The sequence below is a fragment of the Pedobacter nutrimenti genome (assembly GCF_003208655.1).
Classification (GTDB): Bacteria; Bacteroidota; Bacteroidia; order Sphingobacteriales; family Sphingobacteriaceae; genus Pedobacter; species Pedobacter nutrimenti.
This window is the reverse complement of record NZ_QKLU01000009.1, coordinates 215792-238319: the sequence shown is the minus strand read 5'-3', so window position 1 is coordinate 238319 and position 22528 is coordinate 215792. Positions and strand designations below refer to the sequence as shown.

Genomic DNA, 22528 nt, shown 5'->3' with positions numbered 1-22528 from the left:
CAGATTATTTTTTGGGTGTACCGTCTTCATTTTTATCGACAAGGGGCCTTTTAGCTCCATTGGCCAGCTCCCAGGCCGTAAAATAAACCAGTTTTGCCCGCCGGGCAAGAAGTGGAAAATTGATCTTACTCACTTCGTCACCAGGTTGATGATAGTCCGCATGCACACCATTGAAGTAAAAAATGACAGGAACATTATGTTTTGCAAAGTTGTAATGGTCTGAACGGTAGTAGAACCGGTTAGGATCTGTACGGTTGTTGTATCTCATATCCAGATTCATTTTTACATAATCTGTATTTGCTTTTTTTCCAAGTTTATCCAGGTCCGAACTCAGCATATCAGAACCAATGATGTACACATAATCGGGGTTTTGTTCATGGTCGGGATCAACTCTTCCAATCATATCAATGTTCAGGTTGGTAATGGTATTTTCCATAGGAAACACAGGATGCTCAGAATACCACTCAGAGCCTAAAAGACCTTTTTCTTCTCCAACTACTGTCATAAAAAGGATACTTCTTTTTGGCCCTTTGCCTGCTTTTTTGGCTTTGGCAAAAGCTTCGGCAATCATCAGTACCCCTGTGGTTCCCGAACCGTCATCGTCTGCCCCGTTATTTACTTTATCTGTTCCCGAGGTGGTCAGTCCAATATGATCGTAGTGGCCGGTCACAACAAGAACTTCCTTTTTGAGTTTAGGATCTGAACCTTCCAGAAAGCCAAGTACATTTTCTGCACGGACTTTTACTTCTTTTTTCAGGGCACTGACCGATAAAACAACACTTAGTTCTTTTGAAGCAGGTTTGCCGGTATTTGTTATTTGCTGTTGTACAGACTGCACATTGCTGCCGCTCTGTTTTAAAATCTCATTAGCGGTTGCTGTTGATATATTGATGACCGGTAATGATTTTTGTTCTTTCATTTTCTCCAGCAGATCCGGCGTTTTTAAGGTCAGACGACCTGCACCATTGTTGTAGCGGGCAATGGTCTCTTCGTTAGGATTGTCCAGAGAAGGATCAATTTGAATTACGGCTAATGCCCCATTGTCGCTCAGGTATTTTAATTTGGCCTGTCGGGCGACCAGTGCAGCACGCATGGCTGCCCTGTCGGTAGCAGGTTTTTCCGTACTTTTTTGCGTTGGATCCCCGCTAGCAAAAACCATGACAATCCGGTCTTTTATATTCAACCCTTCAAACTCATTAAAATCAGGTTTAGAAAGTCCGTAACCCGCAAAAATGACCGCATTTTTATTCAGGGTGAAACCATTTTGGGTTACACTGGAAGGTGAGATGATAAAATCTTTAAGCAGTTCTTTGGCTTGTCCGTTGATGGTCAGGATGCTTTGAACGACATCATAACTGACCATATCAATAGGCTGGAAATAATTGCCGCCTACAGGTCCTTTCAGCCCGAGGGATTTGAAATGGTTCCGGATATAATCAGCAGCCATCCAGGCGCCTTTTTTACCGGTTTCTCTTCCTTCATATTCATCAGATGCGAGGACCGAGAGGTGTTTGTAGGCATTGTCCTTAGAAATGCTCTGGCTAAATTTTATAGCGGTTTTGTTTTGTGCAAAAGCACCAAAACCCATAAAAAGAACAAGGCCTGCGTAAAGTAATGGTTTTTTCATTTTTTAGTTAGTTGGTTATACTGCTGGTCAGACAGTGGTTTAGCATGATATTTTATCGACCCGGCCAGCATGCCTTCCTCCTTCAAAAGCAGTTTGTAGAAAGGTTTTTACCATTTCCTTTGCGAGGTCCTGGGAGACAAATCGGGCCGGGATACAAATAATATTGGCATTGTTGTGTTGTCTGGCCAAAGCTGCGATTTCATTTTCCCAGCAAATGGCCGCCCGGATGTGCTGGTGTTTGTTGGCTGTAATTGCCACACCATTGGCACTGCCACAAACCAATATCCCAAAATTATAGGCTCCGCTTTCTACCGCTGAGGCGACAGGATGTGCAAAATCAGGGTAGTCAACAGATGCTAGAGAATCTGTTCCAAAGTCTTTCAGTTCATCATCCTGAAGGAAAGTTTTTAGCATTTCTTTGTATTCATAACCTGCATGGTCAGAACCGATGGCAATTTTTAGCTTAGCTGACATATTCAAATGTATAGAGAATAATAAATATCAAAAGTAATTTTTCTGTTAGGCCCTTGTTTTTGCGGTGCCGTATAGTTCTTTATTCCGTCTTTTTTCAATGCTGGCCGAAATGAAAATACTCAATTCATAAAGAATAAAAAGAGGGAAGGCAACCACCAGCATGGTAATGATATCCGGAGTAGGGGTAACAATGGCTGCAATAATCAGGATCACGACAATTGCATATCTTCTGCTTGCCCTCATGAATTTTGGCGTCATAATTCCAAACTTGGAAAGAATGTAAATCACCACCGGCAGCTCGAAAATTATTCCTGTTCCTATGGTCAGCGTGGCCACCGAAGATAGATAGGAATCAATTGTAAAGGTATTTTCAATTTCTTTACTGACAGAAAAATTGGTCAGGAAGTTTATCGAAAGGGGGCAAATGATGTAATAACCAAAAAGAATCCCGATCAGGAATAAGCTGGAAGCAAAAAAGACAAAGCCGCTGGTTGATTTTTTTTCATTTTCATGCAGGGCGGGTTTAACAAAAAGCCAGATTTCAAAAAGAAGGTAAGGAATACCAAAAATAATTCCGGTCATGACACAGGAATTGATTTGTAAGGTAAACTGACCAGCCATCTCTGTATTGATGATTTTACCGTTAATTTTGGTAATGCAAAAGTCAGAACCCAGGGAGGGGAAAAAATCGACCAGTTTACACATCATTCTGTAAGTCCAGAAATCAGGTTTTTTAGGGCCCATGATGACCGTATTGAAGATAAAATCATAATACCAGAAAGCCAGACCGGTGAAGATCACAATAACCAGTAATGCCCTTAGCAAATGTTTTCTTAAAACGTCAATATGGTCGAAGAAAGACATTTCCGATTCCAGATTTTTACCTTTGTTTTTAATGGAATCAATTAGATTCTGCGTTTTGTTGTCGCTCATGTAAATTAGTGTTAAACAAAAATACCATTCTGTTTTATATAGAATGGTATTTACGTTTTAAATATTACAAATAGATTTAAATTCATCTATTTTGTTTAAAATGCCGGAAAGGTCCGGCACCTGCTTATTCCGAAAATTCGAAAGTTTCCATAAACTTGGTGGTGAAGTTACCAGCCCTGAAATTTGGATCTTTCATGAGTTTTAAGTGGAAAGGAATTGTGGTTTTAATGCCCTCAATGACAAATTCACTTAAAGCCCTTTCCATTGTACTAATGGCTTCTTCCCTGGTTTGAGCAACACAGATCAGTTTGGCAATCATAGAATCGTAATTCGGCGGGATCTGATAACCTGCATAAACATGCGTGTCAACCCTTACACCATGACCTCCGGGTGAGTGGAAGTTGGTGATTTTTCCCGGAGAAGGACGGAAGTTGTTGAAAGGGTCTTCCGCGTTAATCCTGCATTCAATAGCATGCATGTCCGGTAAATAATTCCGGCCGGAAATCGGAACACCCGAAGCAACTTTTATCTGTTCTTTAATCAGATCGTAATTGATCACTTCTTCAGTAACCGGGTGCTCTACCTGGATCCTGGTGTTCATTTCCATGAAATAGAAATTCCGGTGTTTGTCAACCAGGAATTCAATGGTTCCGGCACCTTCATATTGAACTGCAATTGCGCCTTTGATGGCCGCTTCGCCCATTTTTTCACGCAATTCAGGTGTCATGAAAGGGGAAGGGGCTTCTTCAACGAGTTTTTGGTGCCTGCGCTGGATAGAACAGTCGCGTTCTGAAAGATGACAGGCTTTTCCGTACTGGTCACCGATGATCTGGATTTCAATATGGCGGGGATCCTCAATATACTTCTCCAGATATAAACCATCATTTCCGAAAGCAGCACCGGACTCCTGTTTTGCACTGTCCCATGCGTTTTCAAAGTCTTCATCTTTCCATACGACACGCATCCCACGGCCACCACCACCGGCAGTTGCTTTAAGGATCACCGGATAGCCCATTTCATTAGCGATCCGGATGCCATCTTTGACGCTTTCCAGCAGGCCTTCTGAACCTGGAATGGTCGGAACGCCTGCTTTTTTCATGGTGTCTTTAGCCGAAGCCTTATCACCCATGGAGTTGATTTGTTCAGGTGTTGCCCCAATGAACTTAATTCCGTAATCGCGGCATACAGAAGAGAATTTTGCATTTTCTGATAAGAACCCGTAACCCGGATGAATGGCATCTGCATTGGTCAGTTCTGCTGCAGAGATAATGTTCGGAATGCTTAAATAAGAATCTTTACTCGGGGGAGGGCCAATACATACGGCTTCATCGGCAAAACGGACATGTAAACTCTCACGATCTGCTGTAGAATAGACAGCAACGGTTTTAATGCCCATTTCCTTACAGGTACGTATGATACGTAAGGCGATTTCGCCCCTGTTGGCAATTAATATTTTTTTAAACATATATTGATTAGATAATGATTTGCTCAAAGGCAAATATTACATAGGTTCTACTAAAAATAATGGTTGATCGTATTCTACCGGAGATGCATTATCAACCAGTACTTTTACGATTCTTCCTGAAACTTCACTTTCAATTTCATTGAACAGTTTCATCGCTTCGATAATGCAAATCACTTTACCTGTTCCGATTTCATCGCCCACATTTACAAAAGAAGGTTTATCAGGGCTGGATGAACGGTAAAAAGTACCAATCATTGGTGATTTAACGGTAATGTATTTTGAAGTATCTTCAGCAGCAGGGGCTGCTGCTTTGGTTTCGACAGCAGATACTGGTTGAGGCGCCACAGCTGCAGGTAATACCTGTGCAGTACTTGCTAGGGGAGCCGCAGGAACTGTTGCAGTAATAACTGTAGGAGTCTGATTGGTTTTAATCGTTATTTTGAAGTCTTTCTGCTCAATAGCGACTTCATTTACGCCTGAACGGGAAACAAATTTAATAAGTTCCTGAATTTGCTTAATATCCATTTTTAAGTGATTTTAAAAAGATGTATGCCTTAGAATGAACTAAGTTAAGATTAATTGTAATATAAAAATTAATATGCCCATTTCAAATAAACAGAGCCCCAGGTAAATCCGCCTCCAAAAGCCGCCAGTATCAGCGTATCTCCTTTTTTCAGCTGGCTTTCCCACTCCCATAAACAAAGGGGGATGGTTCCGTTCGTTGTATTACCGTATCTTTCTATATTGATCATTACTTTTTCAGCACCAACACCCATTCTTGAAGCGGTGGCATCGATGATTCTTTTATTGGCCTGGTGAGGTACCAGCCAGGTCACCTCTTCAGAGGTCAGTTGATTGCGTTCCATGATCTCGGCAGCAACATCGGCCATATTGGTCACGGCAAATTTAAATACCGCCTGGCCTTCCTGATGAACAAAATGTTCCTGATTGTCTACGGTCTGATGCGAAGCAGGTCTGGCAGAACCGCCTGCTTTTTGGTGCAGGTATTGTCTGCCGGCACCGTCGGTACGGAGAATAGAATCTATAACACCGTTACCTTCGCTGTTGGGTTCTAAAAGAACGGCCCCACAGCCATCGCCAAAAATGATGCAGGTCGTGCGGTCCTGGTAATTGATAATGGAAGACATCTTATCTCCACCAACAACTAAAACCTTTTTGTGTTTTCCGGATTCAATAAACTGGGCCCCGGTGGACAAACCAAAGATAAAACCCGAACAAGCTGCCTGAAGGTCGTAACCCCAAGCATTTTTTGCACCTATTTTATCGGCCAGGATATTTGCTGAAGCTGGAAAAGGCATGTCAGGCGTGGTGGTACAGAAAATGATCAGTTCAATTTCTTCAGCCGTTATGCCACGTTTCTTAAGTAAACCATTTACAGCATGCACTGCCATATCCGATGTACCTAATCCTTCACCTTTTAATATTCTGCGTTCTTTGATCCCCGTTCTGGAAATGATCCATTCATCGGTGGTGTCAACGATTGATTCAAGTTCCTTATTGGTTAAAACATAATCGGGAACATAACCATGAACCGCAGTAATAGCGGCGTGGATTTTACTCATTTTGCTTTATTTTATTTAAATGCAGCTTGTATTTTTTCTACCAAGCCTGTAGTTATCATATCTCTGGACTGCAGGATCATGTTTTTTACCGCAGTAGGGCTGGAAATTCCATGGCCTATGATGACCGGGGCATTGACACCCAAAACCGGGCTGCCACCATAGTTCTCATAGTTGAAACGATCAAAGAATTCATCTTTCAGTCCTTTTTTGATGGTCATGATGTAAAAGGATTCAGCAAGTTTCAGCATAATATTTCCAGTAAAACCATCACACACAATGACATCTGCTTTTTCGTTAAACAGGTCACGGCCTTCAATATTACCAATAAAATTAAACTGACTGCAATCTTTCATTAAAGGAAAGGTTGCAAGACTAAGCATATTTCCTTTTTCATCTTCTTCCCCAATATTGATCAGGCCAACTTTGGGATTGCTGATGTGCATCACATTTTCAGCATAAAGGCTGCCTACAATACCAAACTGGACCAGTACGTCTGGTTTACAATCGGCATTGGCCCCTACATCGAGCATTAAGCCCATACCTCCGGCAAGTTTGGGTACAATAGTGCACAGGCAAGGCCTGATGATACCCGGAACAGTTTTTACACTGAACACGGCACCGACCATCATTGCGCCTGAATTGCCCGCACTGGCAAAGGAATCGAGCTTACCCTGTTTGAGTAAGTTGAATCCGACAGAAATACTGGAATTGGGTTTTTGGCTGATCGCCCTGGTGGGGTGTTCCCCCATACCGATCACTTCTTCGGTATGAACATACTCGAAGTGATCCGGGTTGAATCCCTTTTCAGATAATAAAGGTTTAATCTGATGTGTATCGCCAATCAGCACAATATGCTCTCCGGGCGATAGTAATTGATGGGCAGCTATTGCTCCCGAAACATTCGCTTCGGGAGCATAGTCTCCGCCCATTATATCGAGACCTATTTTCATAGTAAAAAATCAGTTTGTGTAAACAGCATTATTGTGCTTCTTTTATAGGTCTAAGATAAACTTAAACACCGGCAAAACACAAACTATTTTTCAAGAAAAATTACCCTATAGAGGTGTTTTCAATAACTAATTTACCGTTGTAGTATAAATTACCATCAACGTTATATGCACGGTGAGGTACATGGATTGCGCCAGTTGTTTGGCAAGTAGCCAGAGAAGGAGCTTCTGCTTTATAGTGTGTTCTTCTTTTGTCTCTTCTACTTTTAGAAACCTTGCGTTTTGGATGTGCCATTACTAATTGATTTAATTATTATTTTAATTTTTTTAATGCTGCCCACCGGGGGTCATCATTGGTTAATTCTTCTTTTTTATCGCCACCATGTGACAGGCTTTCCAGTCTGTCGATCATTTCCTGGTCACATTGCTGACCATCTCCGTTCTGCCCGCAGATCTTTATAAAAGGCACTGAAACATTGATGAATTCGTACAGGATCTCCGAAACATCAATTGCGCTTTCTTTTTTGCTCAGCACAATAATTTCCAGATCATCACTTTCCAGTTCATCTTCAGCAAACTTTACAATCTGCCGCTCCTTAATATCCAAAGGAGCATTAAATTCTGCCAGACATTTGTCGCAGTCTAATTTTACAGTACCATAAATATGGATTTGCAAAATTAACATCGTTTCTTGTTTGTCGAGCTCAACTGTTGCTTTAAGTGCTCCTTTTTTGACTAAAGAGTACTCGAATGCATCAAAAAAGCTGTTATCAATTTCAAACTCAAATTGATGTTTGCCAATTTTTAAGCCTGTAAATGGGATTGAAAATTGTTTTAACGGTTTCAATTGTAACAAAATTTTAGCCCGCAAATGTATGAATTAAATTCAGATTTATAAAATCATTTTACAAAAAATGTTTGGCTGCTTAATTTGCATCATCTTTGATATCCAGCGCAGTCTCTACAATTTTGCCTCCGGTTTTGAGTTGATTGCCAAGCAATGCTTCCTGTTCCTTCCTGTTTTTGACAATATGGACAGCTGCAAAAACGGCTTCTATAAAGGAAGTCGGATCTGCAAGGTTTTTTCCGGCAATATCATAACCTGTTCCATGATCAGGAGAGGTACGCACCACTTTCATCCCTGCAGTATAGTTTACGCCAGTGCTAAAGGCGATGGTTTTGAAAGGGACCAGGCCCTGGTCGTGGTACATGGCCAGCACGGCATCAAACTGTTTAAAGGTTCCATTGCCAAAAAAACCATCGGCCGGATAAGGGCCAAAACAAATAATACCTTTATCAAATGCCTCATGTATGGCCGGTATAATAATATCTTGTTCTTCTTTACCCAGCAGTCCGTTGTCACCTGCATGCGGGTTGAGGCCCAATACAGCAATTTTCGGTTTTTCAATCCAGAAGTCCTTTTTTAAACTGTCGTTGATCAGTTTAAGTTTACGGACAATCTTCTCTTTGGTGATGTTTTCAGAAACTTCTTTTAAAGGAATATGTCCTGTCACCACTCCGATCCTTAACTCCTCACTGATCAGGAACATCAGCACATCGTTGCTTCCGCTGCGTTCCTGCAGGTATTCGGTATGTCCCGGGAATTTGAAGGTTTCGGATTGTATATTAAATTTGTTAATCGGTGCAGTAACCAGGGCATCGATCTCACCGCTGATCAGGTCTTCGGTTGCTTTTTCAAGGGAAAGCAAGGCATATTTGCCTCCGGTTTCATTGGAAACACCAAGGTCAATTTTAACATCTTCCTCCCAGCAATTGATCATATTGGCTTTTTTAGGATTAGCCAGCCCTGCGTGATTGACCACATTGAAATTAAAATCATTCAGGCCCAGTGCTTTCCTATGGTAAGAGGCAACCTTGGTATGTCCGTATACGATGGGGGTACAATAATCAAGAATGCTGTTGTGTGATAGCGTTTTAAGAATAACCTCCAGGCCTATTCCGTTCACATCTCCAATGCTAATGCCTATTTTTACTTTATTGCTCATGCTCAACTTAGAATTTAGCGCAAATTACAGATTAAAAATTATTTCTGTTCACAAATGTAAATTCTTCGGTGCCCAAAGCCGTTTTCTAAGCCGTGCAGGCTCTTAAGATATTGCTACAAAATTGTCTTTGATTTGTGATTTAGGGAATTTTAGCCTCGTTCTTAGCCCAATACTGGTAAAACTTTAGTTATTTTGCATCTTTAAGATCAGGAGCATATGAGTTTGGTAAAGGCAAAGAAACATCTGGGGCAGCATTTTCTGACCGATAAAAATATTGCAGGTAAAATTGTAAACGGCCTGATCCATACCGATCAATACCGTCAGGTATTGGAGGTGGGCCCGGGAATGGGGATATTGTCTGATATTTTACTGGAGCGTGAAGATCTGGAAACCCATTTGATTGATATCGATGTAGAATCCTATCATTTTTTACAGGAAAAATATCCCCAGCTTGGAAACAGGCTGATTAATGGTGATTTTTTAAAACTGGACCTTGGAACGATTTTTCCTGGCAAGTTTGCCATTATTGGCAATTTCCCCTATAATATCTCTTCACAGATCCTTTTTAAAATTCTCGAGCACCGGGATCATGTGGTTGAAATGGTAGGGATGTTCCAGAAAGAAGTTGCCGAGCGCTGTGCTTCCAAGTCAGGGACCAAAGAGTACGGCATTCTGAGTGTACTGATCCAGGCTTATTACGATATAGAATATTTATTTACGGTCAAACCAGGGACCTTTAATCCTCCCCCAAAGGTCAATTCTGGTGTTATCCGTCTGAGCAGGAATGAAACAGCACAACTCGACTGTGATGAAAAATTGTTCTGGCGTACGGTAAAGGCCGGGTTTAACCAAAGGAGAAAGACCTTAAGAAATGCACTTTCGGGTACGATTCCAAAAGATAAAATGGATAACCATCCGTTTTTTGATAAAAGGGCAGAGCAGCTCAGTGTGGAGGATTTTGTAACACTTACAAAACACCTTACGGTTTTAAATACAGCTGGAATTTAATAATGGGCGGTAAAATATTAATTGTGGATGATCTTCATCCGGTATTCAAAGAGAAAGCTGCTGAACTGGGTTATGAGGTCAATGACCAGCCACTGATCAGCAGGGCAGAAACGCTGGCCATCATTTCGGACTATACGGGAATTGCGGTCAGAACAAAATTCAGAATTGACCAGGAACTGATGGATGCGGCACCAAATTTAAAATTTGTAGCCAGGGCCGGCGCGGGCCTGGATAATATTGATGAAGAATATGCCAAAAACAAAGGTATCCAATTGATCAATGCCCCGGAGGGAAACCGAGATGCAGTGGGGGAACATGCCATAGGGATGCTTCTGGCGCTGATGAACAACTTCCGCTTAGCGGATGGGCAGATTAGAAATGGGGTATGGGACAGGGAAGGAAACAGGGGCTGGGAACTAAAAGGGAAAACAGTAGGCTTAATTGGTTATGGCTTTATGGGACAGAGTTTTGCAAAAAAAATATCTGGATTTGAAGTCAGGACAATTGCTTATGATAAATATAAAACAGGCTTTTCTGATGCTTATGCGACAGAAGTGAGTATGGAGGAAATTGTCAGGCACAGTGATGTACTGAGCTTGCATATCCCTTTGACCACAGAAACCAGACAAATGGTGAATGCGGAATATTTATTACATTTCAAAAAGCCGATTTTTTTTATCAATACCGCAAGAGGGGAAATTGTTGATACAAAAGCAGTTTTAAATGCGATAGACAGCAAAAAAATCCTGGCTGCAGGACTTGATGTACTCGAGGCAGAGAAGTTTCCTTTGCTTGGAGCGCAAAGCTGGTACAAGGATTTGATAGAATCTTCCAGGGTGATTTTAAGTCCGCATGTGGCTGGCTGGACATTTGACTCCTATCGTAAAATTTCAGAAGTACTGGCTGGCAAACTGGCTGCCTTATAAACAAAAAAGGTGTTTCTTAAAAGAAACACCTTTTTTGTTCTTTTACTTGCTCCAGCTGTTGTCTGCCGGAACAGCATCCATGTAAATTCCACCATCGATGACAATGGACTGTACTTTATCGGCTGCATTGACTTGTACACTTACCTGTTTCTGATTGTTTTTCCAGATGGCAGGGGTCTGGTGTAAAACTTCTTCCCTGCCACCTTCATAAGTAACTTTTACATCAAAAGGAATAGCAAATCCCCCGGTGTTTTTTATAGAGACGGTATATTGATTGCCTTTTATGGCCACTTTTTCAATTGCCAGGTCGATATAGTTATTGCTGAAAAACCAATTGTTCCAATACCAGTTCAGGTCTTGTTTTGTGGCATCGTTAATCGAATAAAAGAAATCCCATGGTGTAGGGTGCTTGCCATTCCAGCGGTCCATATATTCGTGTAAAGCTTTTTTAAAGAGTACATCACCCAACATGTCTTTCATGCCCAGATAGGCCAGCGAAGGTTTTACATAAGCATTGTTTCCATAGCCAGGTCCGGAAAGCTGACTGGATAAGGAAATAACAGGCTGGTCTTCTTCAGTAGAAGGATCCATGATCCATTTTTTTACCCTGAATTTTTTATAAAACTCATCGGCATTGTTTTTTCCAACCTGATCTATTCCGATCAGGTATTCCAATGTTGTTGCCCAGCCTTCGTCCATATAGGCGTATCTGGTTTCATTAATGCCCATATAAAAAGGAAAATAAGTATGTGCGACCTCATGATTCAATACAAATTGCGAAAAAGCGGGATCCGGGGTACTGGAGTCATTGACCATCATCGGGTATTCCATATCGGCGAAACCCTGCACGGCCGTCATTTTTGAAAAAGGATAAGCGACGCCCGGCCAGTTGCCTGAAAACCATTGTAAGGCCAGCCTGCCATATTCGGTCATGAAAGGAAAATCTTTAGCTGTTTCATGATAAGCAGATTGCACACTCGCCCTGCGGCCTGTTTTGGAATCTACGACCACACTGGCTGCGTCCCAGAGGTAATGGTTGCTTAGGGAAAAGGTGACATCGCTAATGTGCGCAGCGGCGAATTTCCAGGTATTCCAGGCGTTTTGTTTGGTGACCAGCCCTTTTCTCATCTCTTCAGCTGTTGCCATACGGATCACTTCATCGGACTGATACGATTTTTTAAGTTTTGCTGCAAAAGCAGGTTGTAAAACCTCATCCGGGTTCAGCAGGTCGCCAGTACCCCAGACCACATAATTTTTCGGCGCCTTGACAGAATAGGTATAGTCGTTAAAATCATTGTAAAATTCGCCTCTATCTGTGTGAGGAATCGCATCCCAACCATTGTAATCGTCATAAACAGAAACTCTTGGATAAGAATAAGCCACGAAAAAAGTACAGCTGTCAATCTGGCCCTCTCTTCCGCTTTGTTTAGAAAGTGGGTAGCTCCAGCTGATTTGCAGACTGATCTTTGCATTAGGGGGCAAGGGTTTTTTTAATTTTACGGACTCTACGGTACCCCAGTCTTTGGTATCAATCGGGTATTTTTCACCATCGGCAGAAAAAGAAGAAATGCTTAGCCCTTCAGATAAAAAGTCATTGCTGACATAACCGCTCCTGGGAGCCTGTGGTTTATGAAGGTTGTTGACAAAACGGATGGCCAGCTTTTTTAGGGTATCCGGACTGTTGTTGCTGTAAATGATCTGCTCGGTCCCGCTTACCATTTTTGTGGCGGCATCAACCTGTATGTCCATGTCGTATTTACCATGGTTTTGCCAGTATTTTTTGCCTGGTCTGCCATCCAGTGCCCGTGTTTCTTTTTTATAGGCAGCCTTTATGTTGCGGGGCATATATAGTTCCTGAGCGGAAAGGCCATACGCAGATAAGACCAGCACCGTCATCGCATTAAATAATTTCTTGTACATCATAAATAAAGGAATAGATGCTAAAACTAATTAAAAAATGGCTGAATCATAAAGCAGGTAAAAGTTTATATCTGACTTTTTACTAAAGCGCAGATTTCATCACAAAAGATTTGCTTTTGTAAGAATTGGCTGTTATCTTCGTTTTAATCGAAGCAAGACTATGCAGGCTTAATGCCGACATAGTCTTGTTTGTATTTTATAGGGGATTGTTCATAAATGTGGTGCTGAGGATAATCATCAGCCCATTTAGGATGGTTCTGCAGAGAATTAAAGCAGTAAAGAATTTAAAATTAACTGAGCTATGACAGATGTTACATATTATACCAATGATGGTCTGGAAAAATTAAAACAGGAAATACATTATTTAAAAACAACCGGCAGACAATTGATCTCTAAAGCCATTGCAGAAGCAAGGGATAAAGGGGACCTTTCAGAGAATGCCGAATACGATGCGGCTAAAGAAGCACAAGGTTTGCATGAGGCGAAAATTGCCAAACTGGAAGCGACACTTTCTACCGCAAGGCTAATTGATGAGTCAAAACTGGATACTTCTAAGGTATTGGCCTTGTCGATCGTTAAAATCAAAAACGTAAAAAACGGGGCAACCATGACCTATCAGCTGGTTGCCGAATCCGAAGCAGACCTTAAAACTGGAAAAATTTCCGTGAAATCACCAATTGCGCAGGGTTTACTGGGTAAATCTGTAGGTGATAAAACAGAGATCCAGGTCCCTGCCGGGAAAATAGAATTTGAAATATTGGAAATCAGCAGGTAAGCATCTGAACAATCAAAGCTATGGCAAGTATTTTTTCAAAAATCGTTAACCGGGAGATCCCGGCACATATTGTTGCCGAGACCATAGATTACCTGGCATTTTTAGATGTTAGTCCTTTAACAATGGGGCACGTGCTGGTCATTCCTAAAAAGGAAACGGATTATATTTTTGACCTGGATGAAGAAAGTTATTTCGGCCTGACCCTGTTTGCAAAAATTGTGGCCGGGGGCCTGAAAAAGGCTTTCCCCTGTATAAAAGTGGGGATGGCAGTCATTGGTCTGGAAGTACCTCATGTACACATTCACCTGATTCCAATGAATCAGGTAAATGATATGAATTTCAGTAAACCTAAATTAAGCCCTTCACCAGAAGAACTCGCTGAAGCTGCCGCTAAGATTAGGGCGGAGTTGTAAGATTAAGGATTAAATTTCATAAAAAAAGGATGGTCAATTTGGCCATCCTTTTTTTATGAAATTTAAAGGCTTTCTAAAAATAAATTTTAAAAAATCAAAAGCTTAATTTCTTTTTATATAGAATTTTACATTCTAATGTTATATTTGTAACAGGTTTGTTTCATAATGAAGTCCAGCCTGGGCGCACTCAACTGATTTTTTTAATAGATATTAGATTTTCATCCCTAGAAAAACATATCTTATACATTGATGCGGCAGCACAGATGTAAGAGTAATGAAATGAGTTTTTACATCGCTATTCATGTTTAAGTAGATTAATGAGACCGGATTTTTTACATTTTTATTTCAGGGGGGGCGGGCAAGCCATGTTATTTTTTAAACACAAAGTATTCTGCATCGCTGCAGGGCTTGTTTTTATGCTGAACCTTTTGTACTGCCCGGCTTTAAGGGCCCAGGAGGGGAAAGCCGTTAGCGGGAAAGTAACCGATGCGCAAACAGGAGAGGCCATTCCTTATGCCACAATTTATGTAAAACTTGTCGGTGGAGGGGTTAAAGCAACAGCTTCTGATTTTGATGGCCTGTACCGTTTGGTCCTGCCACAGCATATCCTTACCGATTCTGTTTATGCGACCTATGTCAGCTATACATTGGCCAGAAAAGCTTTACCTCGTGGTACAACACCAGTTGCCGATTTTCAGCTGGCAGTGAACAGCCGGACTTTAAATACAGTGACCATTACGCCTAAAACCTATGTAAACCCAGCCTGGGAAATCATGGAAAACCTGGTGAAGAACAAACCACAGAATGACATGAAGCGTTTAAAAAGTTTTGGCTATGAAAGCTATAACCGTATTGATGTTTCTGTAACCAATCTGAGCGAAAAAATCAAAAAAAGCAAGGTAATGAAGCAGGTCATGCCAATCATGAACGACCTGCAGAAAATTGCAGGGGACCAGGGTACACCGATGCTGCCCATTTTTGCTTCGGAAACCATTTCCAATTATAAATACACCAATAACCCGGAACGCAAAACAGAACATGTGCTGCGTACCAAGGTAAGTGGGGTGGGCATCGAAGATGAAACGCTGATTTCCCAGCTGGCGGGTTCAACCTTTTTGCAGTACAACTTTTACAACAATTACCTGCGGCTGGCCAATAAAGAGTTCATTTCGCCCATTACCGACAGCTGGAAAACCTTTTACAATTATGAACTGACAGATGCCCATGATAAGATCGATGGGAAGGAATATTACAAAATTGAGTTCAAACCGAAACGTTCCCATGACCTGGCCTTTGATGGGGTCATGTGGATTACCAAAGACAGTTATGCTTTATATCGGATAGACTGTAATGTATCCAAAGATGCCAACCTGAATTTTTTAAATAAAGTACGGATCCAGCAGGCTATGGTGCAGCCCTCGGGAACAAGTGCATGGTTACCAATGCAAACCCGGATTGTAGTAAATGTTGGTACAACCCAGAAAAAATTATCTGGTTTTATTGCCAAGTTCTACCTGTCCAACAAAGATTTTGAGGTTAATGTGGACTATCCTTCCAGTACTTTTAAAGAAAGCCTGGTGATGAGCCCAGAGGTCAACAGAAAAGATGAAAAGTACTGGGTAAGCCATAGAACAGATTCTTTGACCGCGGCCGATAAGGCCTTGTTTAAAATGATCGATACGGTTAAAAACCTGCCAATTGTAAAGACCTATGCAGATATTGCTGCCACCCTGATCAATGGCTATTATAAGGTTGGGAAAATCAGCTTTGGACCTTATCCCTATACTTACAGTTATAATGACCTGGAGGGCTCCGTTTTAAGACTTGGGGCAACCACCAATACCCGTTTCAGTGAAAAATTGATCCTGAGTGGTTTTGTGAGTTATGGTTTCCGGGATACCCGTTTTAAATACAATGCCGGAGTGGATTATATTTTTTCCCGTAAGCCATGGGTGCAGGCTGGCGCATCCTACCAGCATGATATCGGGCAAACCGGTTATCAGTTTGAACAGTTCAGTTATAACCAGAACAACGTATTCAGTGCTTCCATTCGTAACGGATCAATCAGCAGGAGGGGGCCATTTTTACAGGACATCATCAAAGGCTATGTACAAACAGATATTTTTCCAAGCGTAAAGGGAAAACTTACCTTTACCCACCGCAGTTTTGACCCCTTGTTCAGCTTTCATTACCGCGACAAGGAAGACAACAAAAGCTACGACCGTTATGATGTTTCAGAAATCCAGAGTGAAATTCAGTGGACCCCAGGCCGGCGTTTATTGGAGTCCTCAAAAATCAACAGAAGGATCAGTATTGGTAATGGCGGTGGCAGTCCGATCATTACTTTTAGGTATACCCGTGGTGTTAAAATGGCTTCAGGTGATTTTAACTACGATAAATTTCACCTGAACATTATGCAGAAACCGCCTATGGGTATTTTAGGAAAAGGAGATTATTCTTTAACGGCGGGTTATATTCCAAGTGCAATTCCTTATCCCTTGCTGGAAAATCACCGTTTTAGTTTTAACACCATGCGCTTTCTGGAATTTGCCAGTGATAAATATGTTTCCTTAAGTTATACCCAGCATATGGAAGGCCTGATTACCAACAGCATTCCTTTGTTAAAAAAGCTGAATGTACGGACCGTTGCTGTATTGAATGTATTGGAGGGCAGTTTGAGCGACCAGAACAATGAAGCTTATGTGAGGGGCCGCACAAAACTGAACCGGAGCATGGAGGGAGTACCTTATGTGGAGGCCGGTTATGGAATAGAAAACATTCTTAAAATTGTGAGGGTCGATTTTCTGCACCGCATTACCCATAGGGACCACCTGAGTGAGGCCGGGCTTGAACCTTCAAATTTTGCGACTAGGGTCACCCTGCAGTTCAGGTTATAGTTACTGTAATTTTTTATTGTTTTTATGACGCTCGGCGTCCCGTTTGGTTTTTTTTAGCAGGTTTTTTTCCATTGCTGAAGTCAGGTCTATGCCTGTCTGATTGGCCAGGCAAATCAGTACAAAAAGCACATCGGCCATTTCGTCCCCAAGGTCTACGGACAGGTCACTCTTTTTAAAAGATTGTTCCCCATACTTTCTGGACATAATTCTGGCCACTTCACCTACTTCTTCCATCAGGATGGCGGTATTGGTCAGTTCATTGAAATAACGGATACCCGTGGTTTTAATCCACTGGTCTACGGTTTGCTGTGCCTCTTTGATGGTCATTATTCTTTGTTTTTAGTGTCTATAAGTATGGTGACCGGACCATCATTGAGCAGACTGATTTTCATATCTGCCCCAAACAGGCCCCTTTGAACTTCTTTGCCAGTTAAGGCCGAGAGTTTAACAATCATGCTTTCATACAAAGGAATGGCTTGATCTGGTCTTGCTGCTCGGGTAAAACCCGGACGGTTTCCTTTTTTAGTGGCTGCAAATAAGGTAAACTGGCTAATCAGAAGGATATTTCCATTGATGTCGGCCAGTGATTTGTTCATCAGCCCGTTTTCATCACTGAAGATCCGGATGCCGGCAATTTTTTGGGCCAACCAGTCCAGGTCTTCCATCTGGTCTGCATCTTCAATACCCAGTAGGACCAATAAGCCATTTTCGATAGCCCCGGTAATTTGCCCTTCTACTGTACAACTGGCCTGCGTAACCCTTTGAATAACTGCTCTCATCGTATATTTGCGTTTATGCCCGGGTTTCGTTGCCGTGATAAATGCTTAAATAACTTTCGTAACGGCTGATTTCAATTTCTCCTTCCTGTACCGCTCTGATGACTGCACAACCAGGTTCGTTGATGTGCCGGCAATTGTTGAATTTGCATTCATGCATCAGGTCCCTCATTTCCCTGAAGTAATGGCCCAGTTCTTCCGGCCGGATGTCAAAAATGCCCAGTTCACGGATACCGGGTGTATCAATCAAATAGCCGCCAAAAGGCAGGGTATGCATTTCGGCAAAAGTTGTGGTATGCTGGCCTTTGTCGCTCCATTGCGATACCTCTCCGGTTTTAATGTCCCTTCCCGGAAGCAAGGCATTAATCAGACTGGATTTCCCGACACCGGAATGTCCGGAAAATAAGGTTGTTTTATCTTTCAAAAGCATTTGCACCTGTTCGATATTGGTCCCTTCCAGTGCAGAAACTTCATAACATGGGTAGTCAATGTGCTCATAAATACTTTTATACTCGGCCAGGATCTCCAGTCCCTCCTCACTGAACAAGTCCAGTTTATTGAAAATGAGTATTGCCGGAATGCTGTAAGCTTCGGCTGTAGCCAGAAAACGGTCTATAAAACCTAAGGAAGTTCTTGGGGAGGCCAGGGTAACAATCAAAAAAGCCTGGTCCAGATTGGCGGCAATAATCTGCGCCTGTTTGGACAGGTTAATGGATTTACGGATGATGTAATTTTTCCGGTCCAGAAGTTTAAAAATAACCCCAGTTGAAGCATTTGGTTCCAGTTCAAACTCCACCTGATCACCTACAGCAATCGGATTAGTCGTTTGTATGCCCTTAATCCGGAACTTGCCTTTGATCCTGCAATCGTAATCCTGCCCGTCGGGGGTGCGTATCAGGTACCAGCTTCCTGTTGATTTAATGACTAATCCTTGCATATAGGGAGGTAAAGGTAAGAAATTCTGAAAATACCCGGTTCTGTTCTGTCAAAAGATCAGGTATTTTATGATGAACAATGGCCAAATCGGAAAAAGCCCAGCTAATATCCTTCCATGGCCCCATCCGTATTTGGCTTTAAGTTCGGTAAAAAATCAAGTAACTCTGAGCAGGATCTTTGACCAGTGAATAATTTAGAGAAAAATTTTCAGCCGGTTTAATTTTTTTCTCTAATCATTTGGTATTTAGAAAAATATAACTTTACTTTACACCCAGCACAGTAAGTGTACAAAATACAATAATGTTTAACAACCAATTGTCAATTATTACCATTATTACCACCACCGGGGAAATCTCGGAGGGAGGTAAGCTATTGGTGTAAAATAAAAATACATAGAAACCACAAAAAGCGCCTTCCTCTAACGGGAAGGCGCTTTTTTTTTAACCTAAAACCATGAATATTTTAAAATTTGGCGGTACATCAGTTGGTTCAGTGAAAAGCATTAGTGCTTTACTGGACATCGTTGAACAAGCCCGAAAGCAGGAAAACTGCATTGTTGTCCTCTCCGCAATGAGCGGTGTCACTAATCTGCTATTGGAAGCAGCGGAGAAAGCCCAGGTCGCAGAAGATTATGGCCAGCAGCTGAAAACCATTGAAGAAAAACATTTTGAAGTGGTCCGGGCACTGTTGCCTGCCAGTGCACAAAACCCGGTCTTTACCCGGTTGAAAATTTATTTTAATGAGCTGGAAGACATCCTTCAGGCCGTATTTAACCTGCGGGAGCTGAGTGCACAAACCAAAGACCTCATTTTGAGCTATGGTGAAAAATGTTCTGTTTTTATGGTAAGCCATATTGCCAAACAGCGGTTTGAGGATGTATTGGCCGTGGACGGTGCAGAACTGATCAAAACCGACAGTAATTTTGGGCAGGCCAAAGTAAATACGGCTTTGACAGAATTGCTGATTAATGATTTTTATCAGGATAAACAGGAACAACTGCTGTTTGTAACCGGATTTATTTCCAGTAACCCGGAAGGCCGGACAACAACCTTGGGCAGAGGGGGCAGTGATTTTACAGCAGCCATATGGGGCTCGGCCTTAAATGCGGCTGAAATCCAGATCTGGACAGATGTCAACGGGATGCTGACTGCCGATCCGCGCATGGTGGAAAAAGCATTTTCCCTGCCTGAGTTGAGCTATACTGAGGCGATGGAACTTTCCTATTTCGGGGCGAAGGTCATCTATCCGCCAACAATGATCCCTGCCTTTTTAAAAAAGATCCCTATCGTTATAAAAAACACCTTTGATACTGGCTTTTCCGGCACTTACATCCGGCACAATGTGAGCGCCTGTGAGTTGCCCATTAAAGGCATCTCTTCTATTGATGATATCAGTATTCTCAACTTATCAGGAAGTGGTATGGTCGGGAAAGCGGGCTTCAGCGGAAGGTTATTTTCCCTGCTGTCCAGAGAACAGATCAATGTGGTTTTAATTACCCAATCTTCTTCTGAGCACAGCATTACTTTTGCGGTAAACCCGGCAGATGCGATTAAAGCACTGAACCTGATCAGCAAAGAATTTGAACTGGAACTGCAAGCCAAAAAACTGGAATATCCGGAAGTGGAAAATGGCTTGTCGGTACTGGCCATTGTAGGAGAAAACATGAAAAGGACGCCAGGTATGTCTGCGCGATTGTTTAATGCACTTGGCCGCAACGGGGTCAATGTCAGGGCCATTGCACAGGGTTCTTCAGAATACAACATCTCTGTGATCCTGTCCAAAGCCGATTTGTCCAAAGCCGTAAATGCCGTTCATGACTCTTTTTATTCTTCCCTGAAAAAGACCCTGAATATTTTTTGTCTGGGTACCGGTAATATTGGAAAAACCCTTTTCCGGCAATTGCAGAACCAAATGCCTTACCTGGCCAAAAACAATGACCTTCAGGTAAAAGTAATGGGCATCAGCAATTCCAGGAAAATGTACCTCAGTAAAGAAGGGGTTAACCTTTGTTCCTGGGAACAGATGATGGAACAAGAGGCGAAACCAGCGGATTTAAAGCTTTTTGTCCAGGAAATGAAGGCAATGAACCTGCCCAACTGTGTCTTTGTGGACAATACGGCCAGCGCCAATCCGGTAAATTTTTACAGGGAAATCCTGGAAAGCAGCATCTCTGTGGTAACCTGCAATAAAATTGGTAATTCTGCCGATTATGAACAATACGTTTCTTTTAAAAAGGCAGCACGTAAATATGGGGTGGATTTTTATTATGAAACCAATGTTGGAGCAGGCTTACCTATTATCCGTACTTTAAAAGACCTGATGATGAGCGGGGACAAGGTAAGCAGCATAGAAGCTATTTTATCGGGTACCATATCTTATATCTTTAACAACTTTAAAGGAGAGGCCCCTTTCCATGAAATTGTAAAAAAAGCACAGGACCTTGGTTTTACGGAGCCAGATCCGCGCGATGACCTGAACGGGAAAGATTTTATGCGAAAAATGCTCATCCTGGCCAGGGATGCCGGTTACCCAATGGAAGAAACGGAAGTGGAAATTGAAAGCATGTTGCCCCAGGCCTGTTTGAATGCTTCCAGCGTAGCTGAATTTTATCAGGAACTGGAAAAAAACAAGGACTATTTTGAGGGCTTAAAAAAGGAAGCCACTGCTGCAAACAGGGCACTTCGCTATATCGGCAAACTGGAAGAAGGTAAAGTGAAAATCTCCCTGCAGATGGTAGAGGAAAGTCATCCTTTCTTTACCCTTTCGGGCAGCGACAACATTATTTCTTTTTGTACAGACCGTTATAAAGAGCGGCCATTGGTCATCAAGGGCCCAGGAGCAGGTGCAGAGGTTACTGCAGCAGGTGTATTTGCAGACATTATAAATGTTGGAAAAAAATGAGAGATTCAGTAAAAGTTTTTGCCCCGGCAACAGTTGCCAATGTGGTTTGTGGTTTTGATGTGCTGGGTTTTGCAGTGAATGCACCCGGTGATCAGGTACTGATGAGAAGAACAGACCGGCCCGGTGTTTTTCTTTCCAAAATCACCGGAGACCAGGGCCGATTGCCCTTAGACCCGGCTAAAAATACGGTTAGTGCAAGTGTACAGCATTACCTGCAACACATCGGGCGTGCAGACATTGGCCTGGACATAGAGCTTCATAAAAAAATGCCCATTGGCAGTGGACTGGGGTCCAGCTCTGCAAGTACGGTAGCAGGCCTTTTTGCCGTTAATACTTTAATGGACAACCTGCTCAGCAATAAAGAACTGATCCCCTTTGCTATGAAAGGAGAGGAGCTGGCCTGTGGTTACGGACATGCAGATAATGTTGCACCGGCGCTTTTAGGTGGGTTTGTATTGATCAGAAGCTATGAGCCTTTGGATGTGATCAGCCTGCCCTTTCCCGAAGAACTTCATGTGGCCATTGTGTATCCTGAGGTCGATGTGCCCACCAAAGATGCCCGGCAAATGATCCGTTCAAAAATTTTACTGAAAGATGCGGTAACCCAATGGGGTAATGTGGCCGGACTGGTGAGTGGTCTTTTTCTGAAAGATTATGAACTGATCGGAAGGAGTATGACCGATGTGCTGGTTGAACCCACACGTTCCATTCTGATCCCGGACTTTTATAAAATGCGCAGCTTGGCCCTGGAAGCTGGTGCTATTGGTTTTGGTATTTCGGGATCCGGACCATCGGTTTTTGCCCTTTGCAGGGAGCCCGAAACAGCCCATGCCATTACAAGGCTTTTGCAGCAGCAACTCAAAAACCTGAACATCAATAGCCTCAGTTTTGTTTCGCCTGTTAACCCTTCCGGTCCGGTCTTACTGGATTAATTTTTCATC

At 42.3% G+C, this 22528-nt stretch carries 21 protein-coding genes; 7 read left to right on the top strand and 14 right to left on the bottom strand.

Features of this window, described 5'->3' with window-relative positions; translation table 11 throughout:
• Positions 1–4: 4 nt before the first annotated feature.
• The 10 genes from B0O44_RS22105 to pdxA all read right to left on the bottom strand — a co-directional run bounded on the left by B0O44_RS22105 (position 5) and on the right by pdxA (position 9035).
• On the bottom strand, positions 5–1627 hold the full coding sequence (locus tag B0O44_RS22105; RefSeq protein ID WP_110834268.1) for a M28 family peptidase: 1623 nt from the start codon (positions 1625–1627) through the stop codon (positions 5–7).
• 39 nt (positions 1628–1666) lie between these two features.
• Entirely contained in the window at positions 1667–2101 is a 435-nt protein-coding gene (rpiB, locus tag B0O44_RS22100) for a ribose 5-phosphate isomerase B (protein ID WP_110834267.1), read from the bottom strand.
• Between the two features lie 45 nt (positions 2102–2146).
• On the bottom strand, positions 2147–3034 hold the full coding sequence (gene tatC / locus B0O44_RS22095; RefSeq protein ID WP_110834266.1) for a twin-arginine translocase subunit TatC: 888 nt from the start codon (positions 3032–3034) through the stop codon (positions 2147–2149).
• 124 nt (positions 3035–3158) lie between these two features.
• Positions 3159–4499 carry an acetyl-CoA carboxylase biotin carboxylase subunit gene (accC, locus tag B0O44_RS22090; protein ID WP_110834265.1) on the bottom strand — a complete coding sequence of 447 codons (1341 nt, stop codon included), beginning with the start codon at positions 4497–4499 and terminating at the stop codon, positions 3159–3161.
• Positions 4500–4535: 36 nt separating this feature from the next.
• Positions 4536–5024: an acetyl-CoA carboxylase biotin carboxyl carrier protein gene (gene accB, locus B0O44_RS22085; RefSeq protein WP_110834264.1), complete on the bottom strand. Its 489-nt coding sequence runs from the start codon at positions 5022–5024 to the stop codon at positions 4536–4538.
• 68 nt (positions 5025–5092) lie between these two features.
• Complete coding sequence (locus B0O44_RS22080; protein WP_110834263.1) at positions 5093–6082, bottom strand: beta-ketoacyl-ACP synthase III; 990 nt, start codon at positions 6080–6082, stop codon at positions 5093–5095.
• An 11-nt stretch (positions 6083–6093) separates the two neighbouring features.
• Positions 6094–7032, bottom strand: a complete 939-nt coding sequence (plsX, locus tag B0O44_RS22075) for a phosphate acyltransferase PlsX (protein ID WP_110834262.1) — start codon at positions 7030–7032, stop codon at positions 6094–6096.
• Between the two features lie 100 nt (positions 7033–7132).
• The gene (gene rpmF, locus B0O44_RS22070; RefSeq protein ID WP_108555155.1) at positions 7133–7324 is read right to left on the bottom strand and encodes a 50S ribosomal protein L32; all 192 of its coding nucleotides are present in this window, start codon (positions 7322–7324) and stop codon (positions 7133–7135) included.
• Positions 7325–7342: 18 nt separating this feature from the next.
• The gene (locus B0O44_RS22065) at positions 7343–7876 is read right to left on the bottom strand and encodes a YceD family protein (RefSeq protein ID WP_110834325.1); all 534 of its coding nucleotides are present in this window, start codon (positions 7874–7876) and stop codon (positions 7343–7345) included.
• A gap of 79 nt (positions 7877–7955) precedes the next feature.
• Positions 7956–9035, bottom strand: coding sequence for a 4-hydroxythreonine-4-phosphate dehydrogenase PdxA (gene pdxA / locus B0O44_RS22060; RefSeq protein WP_110834261.1), 1080 nt, complete (start codon positions 9033–9035; stop codon positions 7956–7958).
• Between the two features lie 216 nt (positions 9036–9251).
• Between pdxA and rsmA the strand changes: the two genes are divergently transcribed.
• Together rsmA and B0O44_RS22050 are read left to right on the top strand one after the other, a co-directional pair.
• The gene (gene rsmA / locus B0O44_RS22055; protein WP_110834260.1) at positions 9252–10043 is read left to right on the top strand and encodes a 16S rRNA (adenine(1518)-N(6)/adenine(1519)-N(6))-dimethyltransferase RsmA; all 792 of its coding nucleotides are present in this window, start codon (positions 9252–9254) and stop codon (positions 10041–10043) included.
• A 2-nt stretch (positions 10044–10045) separates the two neighbouring features.
• The gene (locus B0O44_RS22050) at positions 10046–10969 is read left to right on the top strand and encodes a 2-hydroxyacid dehydrogenase (RefSeq protein WP_110834259.1); all 924 of its coding nucleotides are present in this window, start codon (positions 10046–10048) and stop codon (positions 10967–10969) included.
• A gap of 42 nt (positions 10970–11011) precedes the next feature.
• Here the strand turns inward: B0O44_RS22050 and B0O44_RS22045 are convergent, their stop codons facing one another.
• Complete coding sequence (locus tag B0O44_RS22045) at positions 11012–12892, bottom strand: M1 family metallopeptidase (protein WP_245943770.1); 1881 nt, start codon at positions 12890–12892, stop codon at positions 11012–11014.
• 298 nt (positions 12893–13190) lie between these two features.
• Between B0O44_RS22045 and greA the strand changes: the two genes are divergently transcribed.
• The 3 genes from greA to B0O44_RS22030 all read left to right on the top strand — a co-directional run bounded on the left by greA (position 13191) and on the right by B0O44_RS22030 (position 16974).
• Positions 13191–13664, top strand: a complete 474-nt coding sequence (gene greA, locus B0O44_RS22040; RefSeq protein ID WP_110834257.1) for a transcription elongation factor GreA — start codon at positions 13191–13193, stop codon at positions 13662–13664.
• Positions 13665–13684: 20 nt separating this feature from the next.
• Entirely contained in the window at positions 13685–14077 is a 393-nt protein-coding gene (locus tag B0O44_RS22035; RefSeq protein WP_110834256.1) for an HIT family protein, read from the top strand.
• A 317-nt stretch (positions 14078–14394) separates the two neighbouring features.
• Positions 14395–16974: a DUF5686 family protein gene (locus B0O44_RS22030; RefSeq protein WP_110834255.1), complete on the top strand. Its 2580-nt coding sequence runs from the start codon at positions 14395–14397 to the stop codon at positions 16972–16974.
• On the opposite strand, the gene B0O44_RS22025 is transcribed toward B0O44_RS22030, so the two are convergent.
• Genes B0O44_RS22025 through rsgA form a run of 3 tightly spaced genes read right to left on the bottom strand, consistent with a single transcriptional unit; the run spans position 16975 to position 18687 of the window.
• Positions 16975–17301 carry a nucleotide pyrophosphohydrolase gene (locus B0O44_RS22025; protein WP_110834254.1) on the bottom strand — a complete coding sequence of 109 codons (327 nt, stop codon included), beginning with the start codon at positions 17299–17301 and terminating at the stop codon, positions 16975–16977.
• On the bottom strand, positions 17301–17753 hold the full coding sequence (gene dtd, locus B0O44_RS22020) for a D-aminoacyl-tRNA deacylase (RefSeq protein WP_110834253.1): 453 nt from the start codon (positions 17751–17753) through the stop codon (positions 17301–17303). The genes B0O44_RS22025 and dtd overlap by 1 nt, the downstream gene beginning before the upstream one ends.
• A gap of 13 nt (positions 17754–17766) precedes the next feature.
• On the bottom strand, positions 17767–18687 hold the full coding sequence (rsgA, locus tag B0O44_RS22015) for a ribosome small subunit-dependent GTPase A (RefSeq protein ID WP_110834252.1): 921 nt from the start codon (positions 18685–18687) through the stop codon (positions 17767–17769).
• A 452-nt stretch (positions 18688–19139) separates the two neighbouring features.
• Here rsgA and thrA point away from each other — a divergent pair, with 452 nt between their 5' ends.
• Entirely contained in the window at positions 19140–21587 is a 2448-nt protein-coding gene (thrA, locus tag B0O44_RS22010; RefSeq protein ID WP_110834251.1) for a bifunctional aspartate kinase/homoserine dehydrogenase I, read from the top strand.
• Positions 21584–22519: a homoserine kinase gene (locus tag B0O44_RS22005; protein WP_110834250.1), complete on the top strand. Its 936-nt coding sequence runs from the start codon at positions 21584–21586 to the stop codon at positions 22517–22519. Before thrA ends, B0O44_RS22005 begins: the two co-directional genes overlap by 4 nt.
• Positions 22520–22528 lie beyond the last annotated feature (9 nt).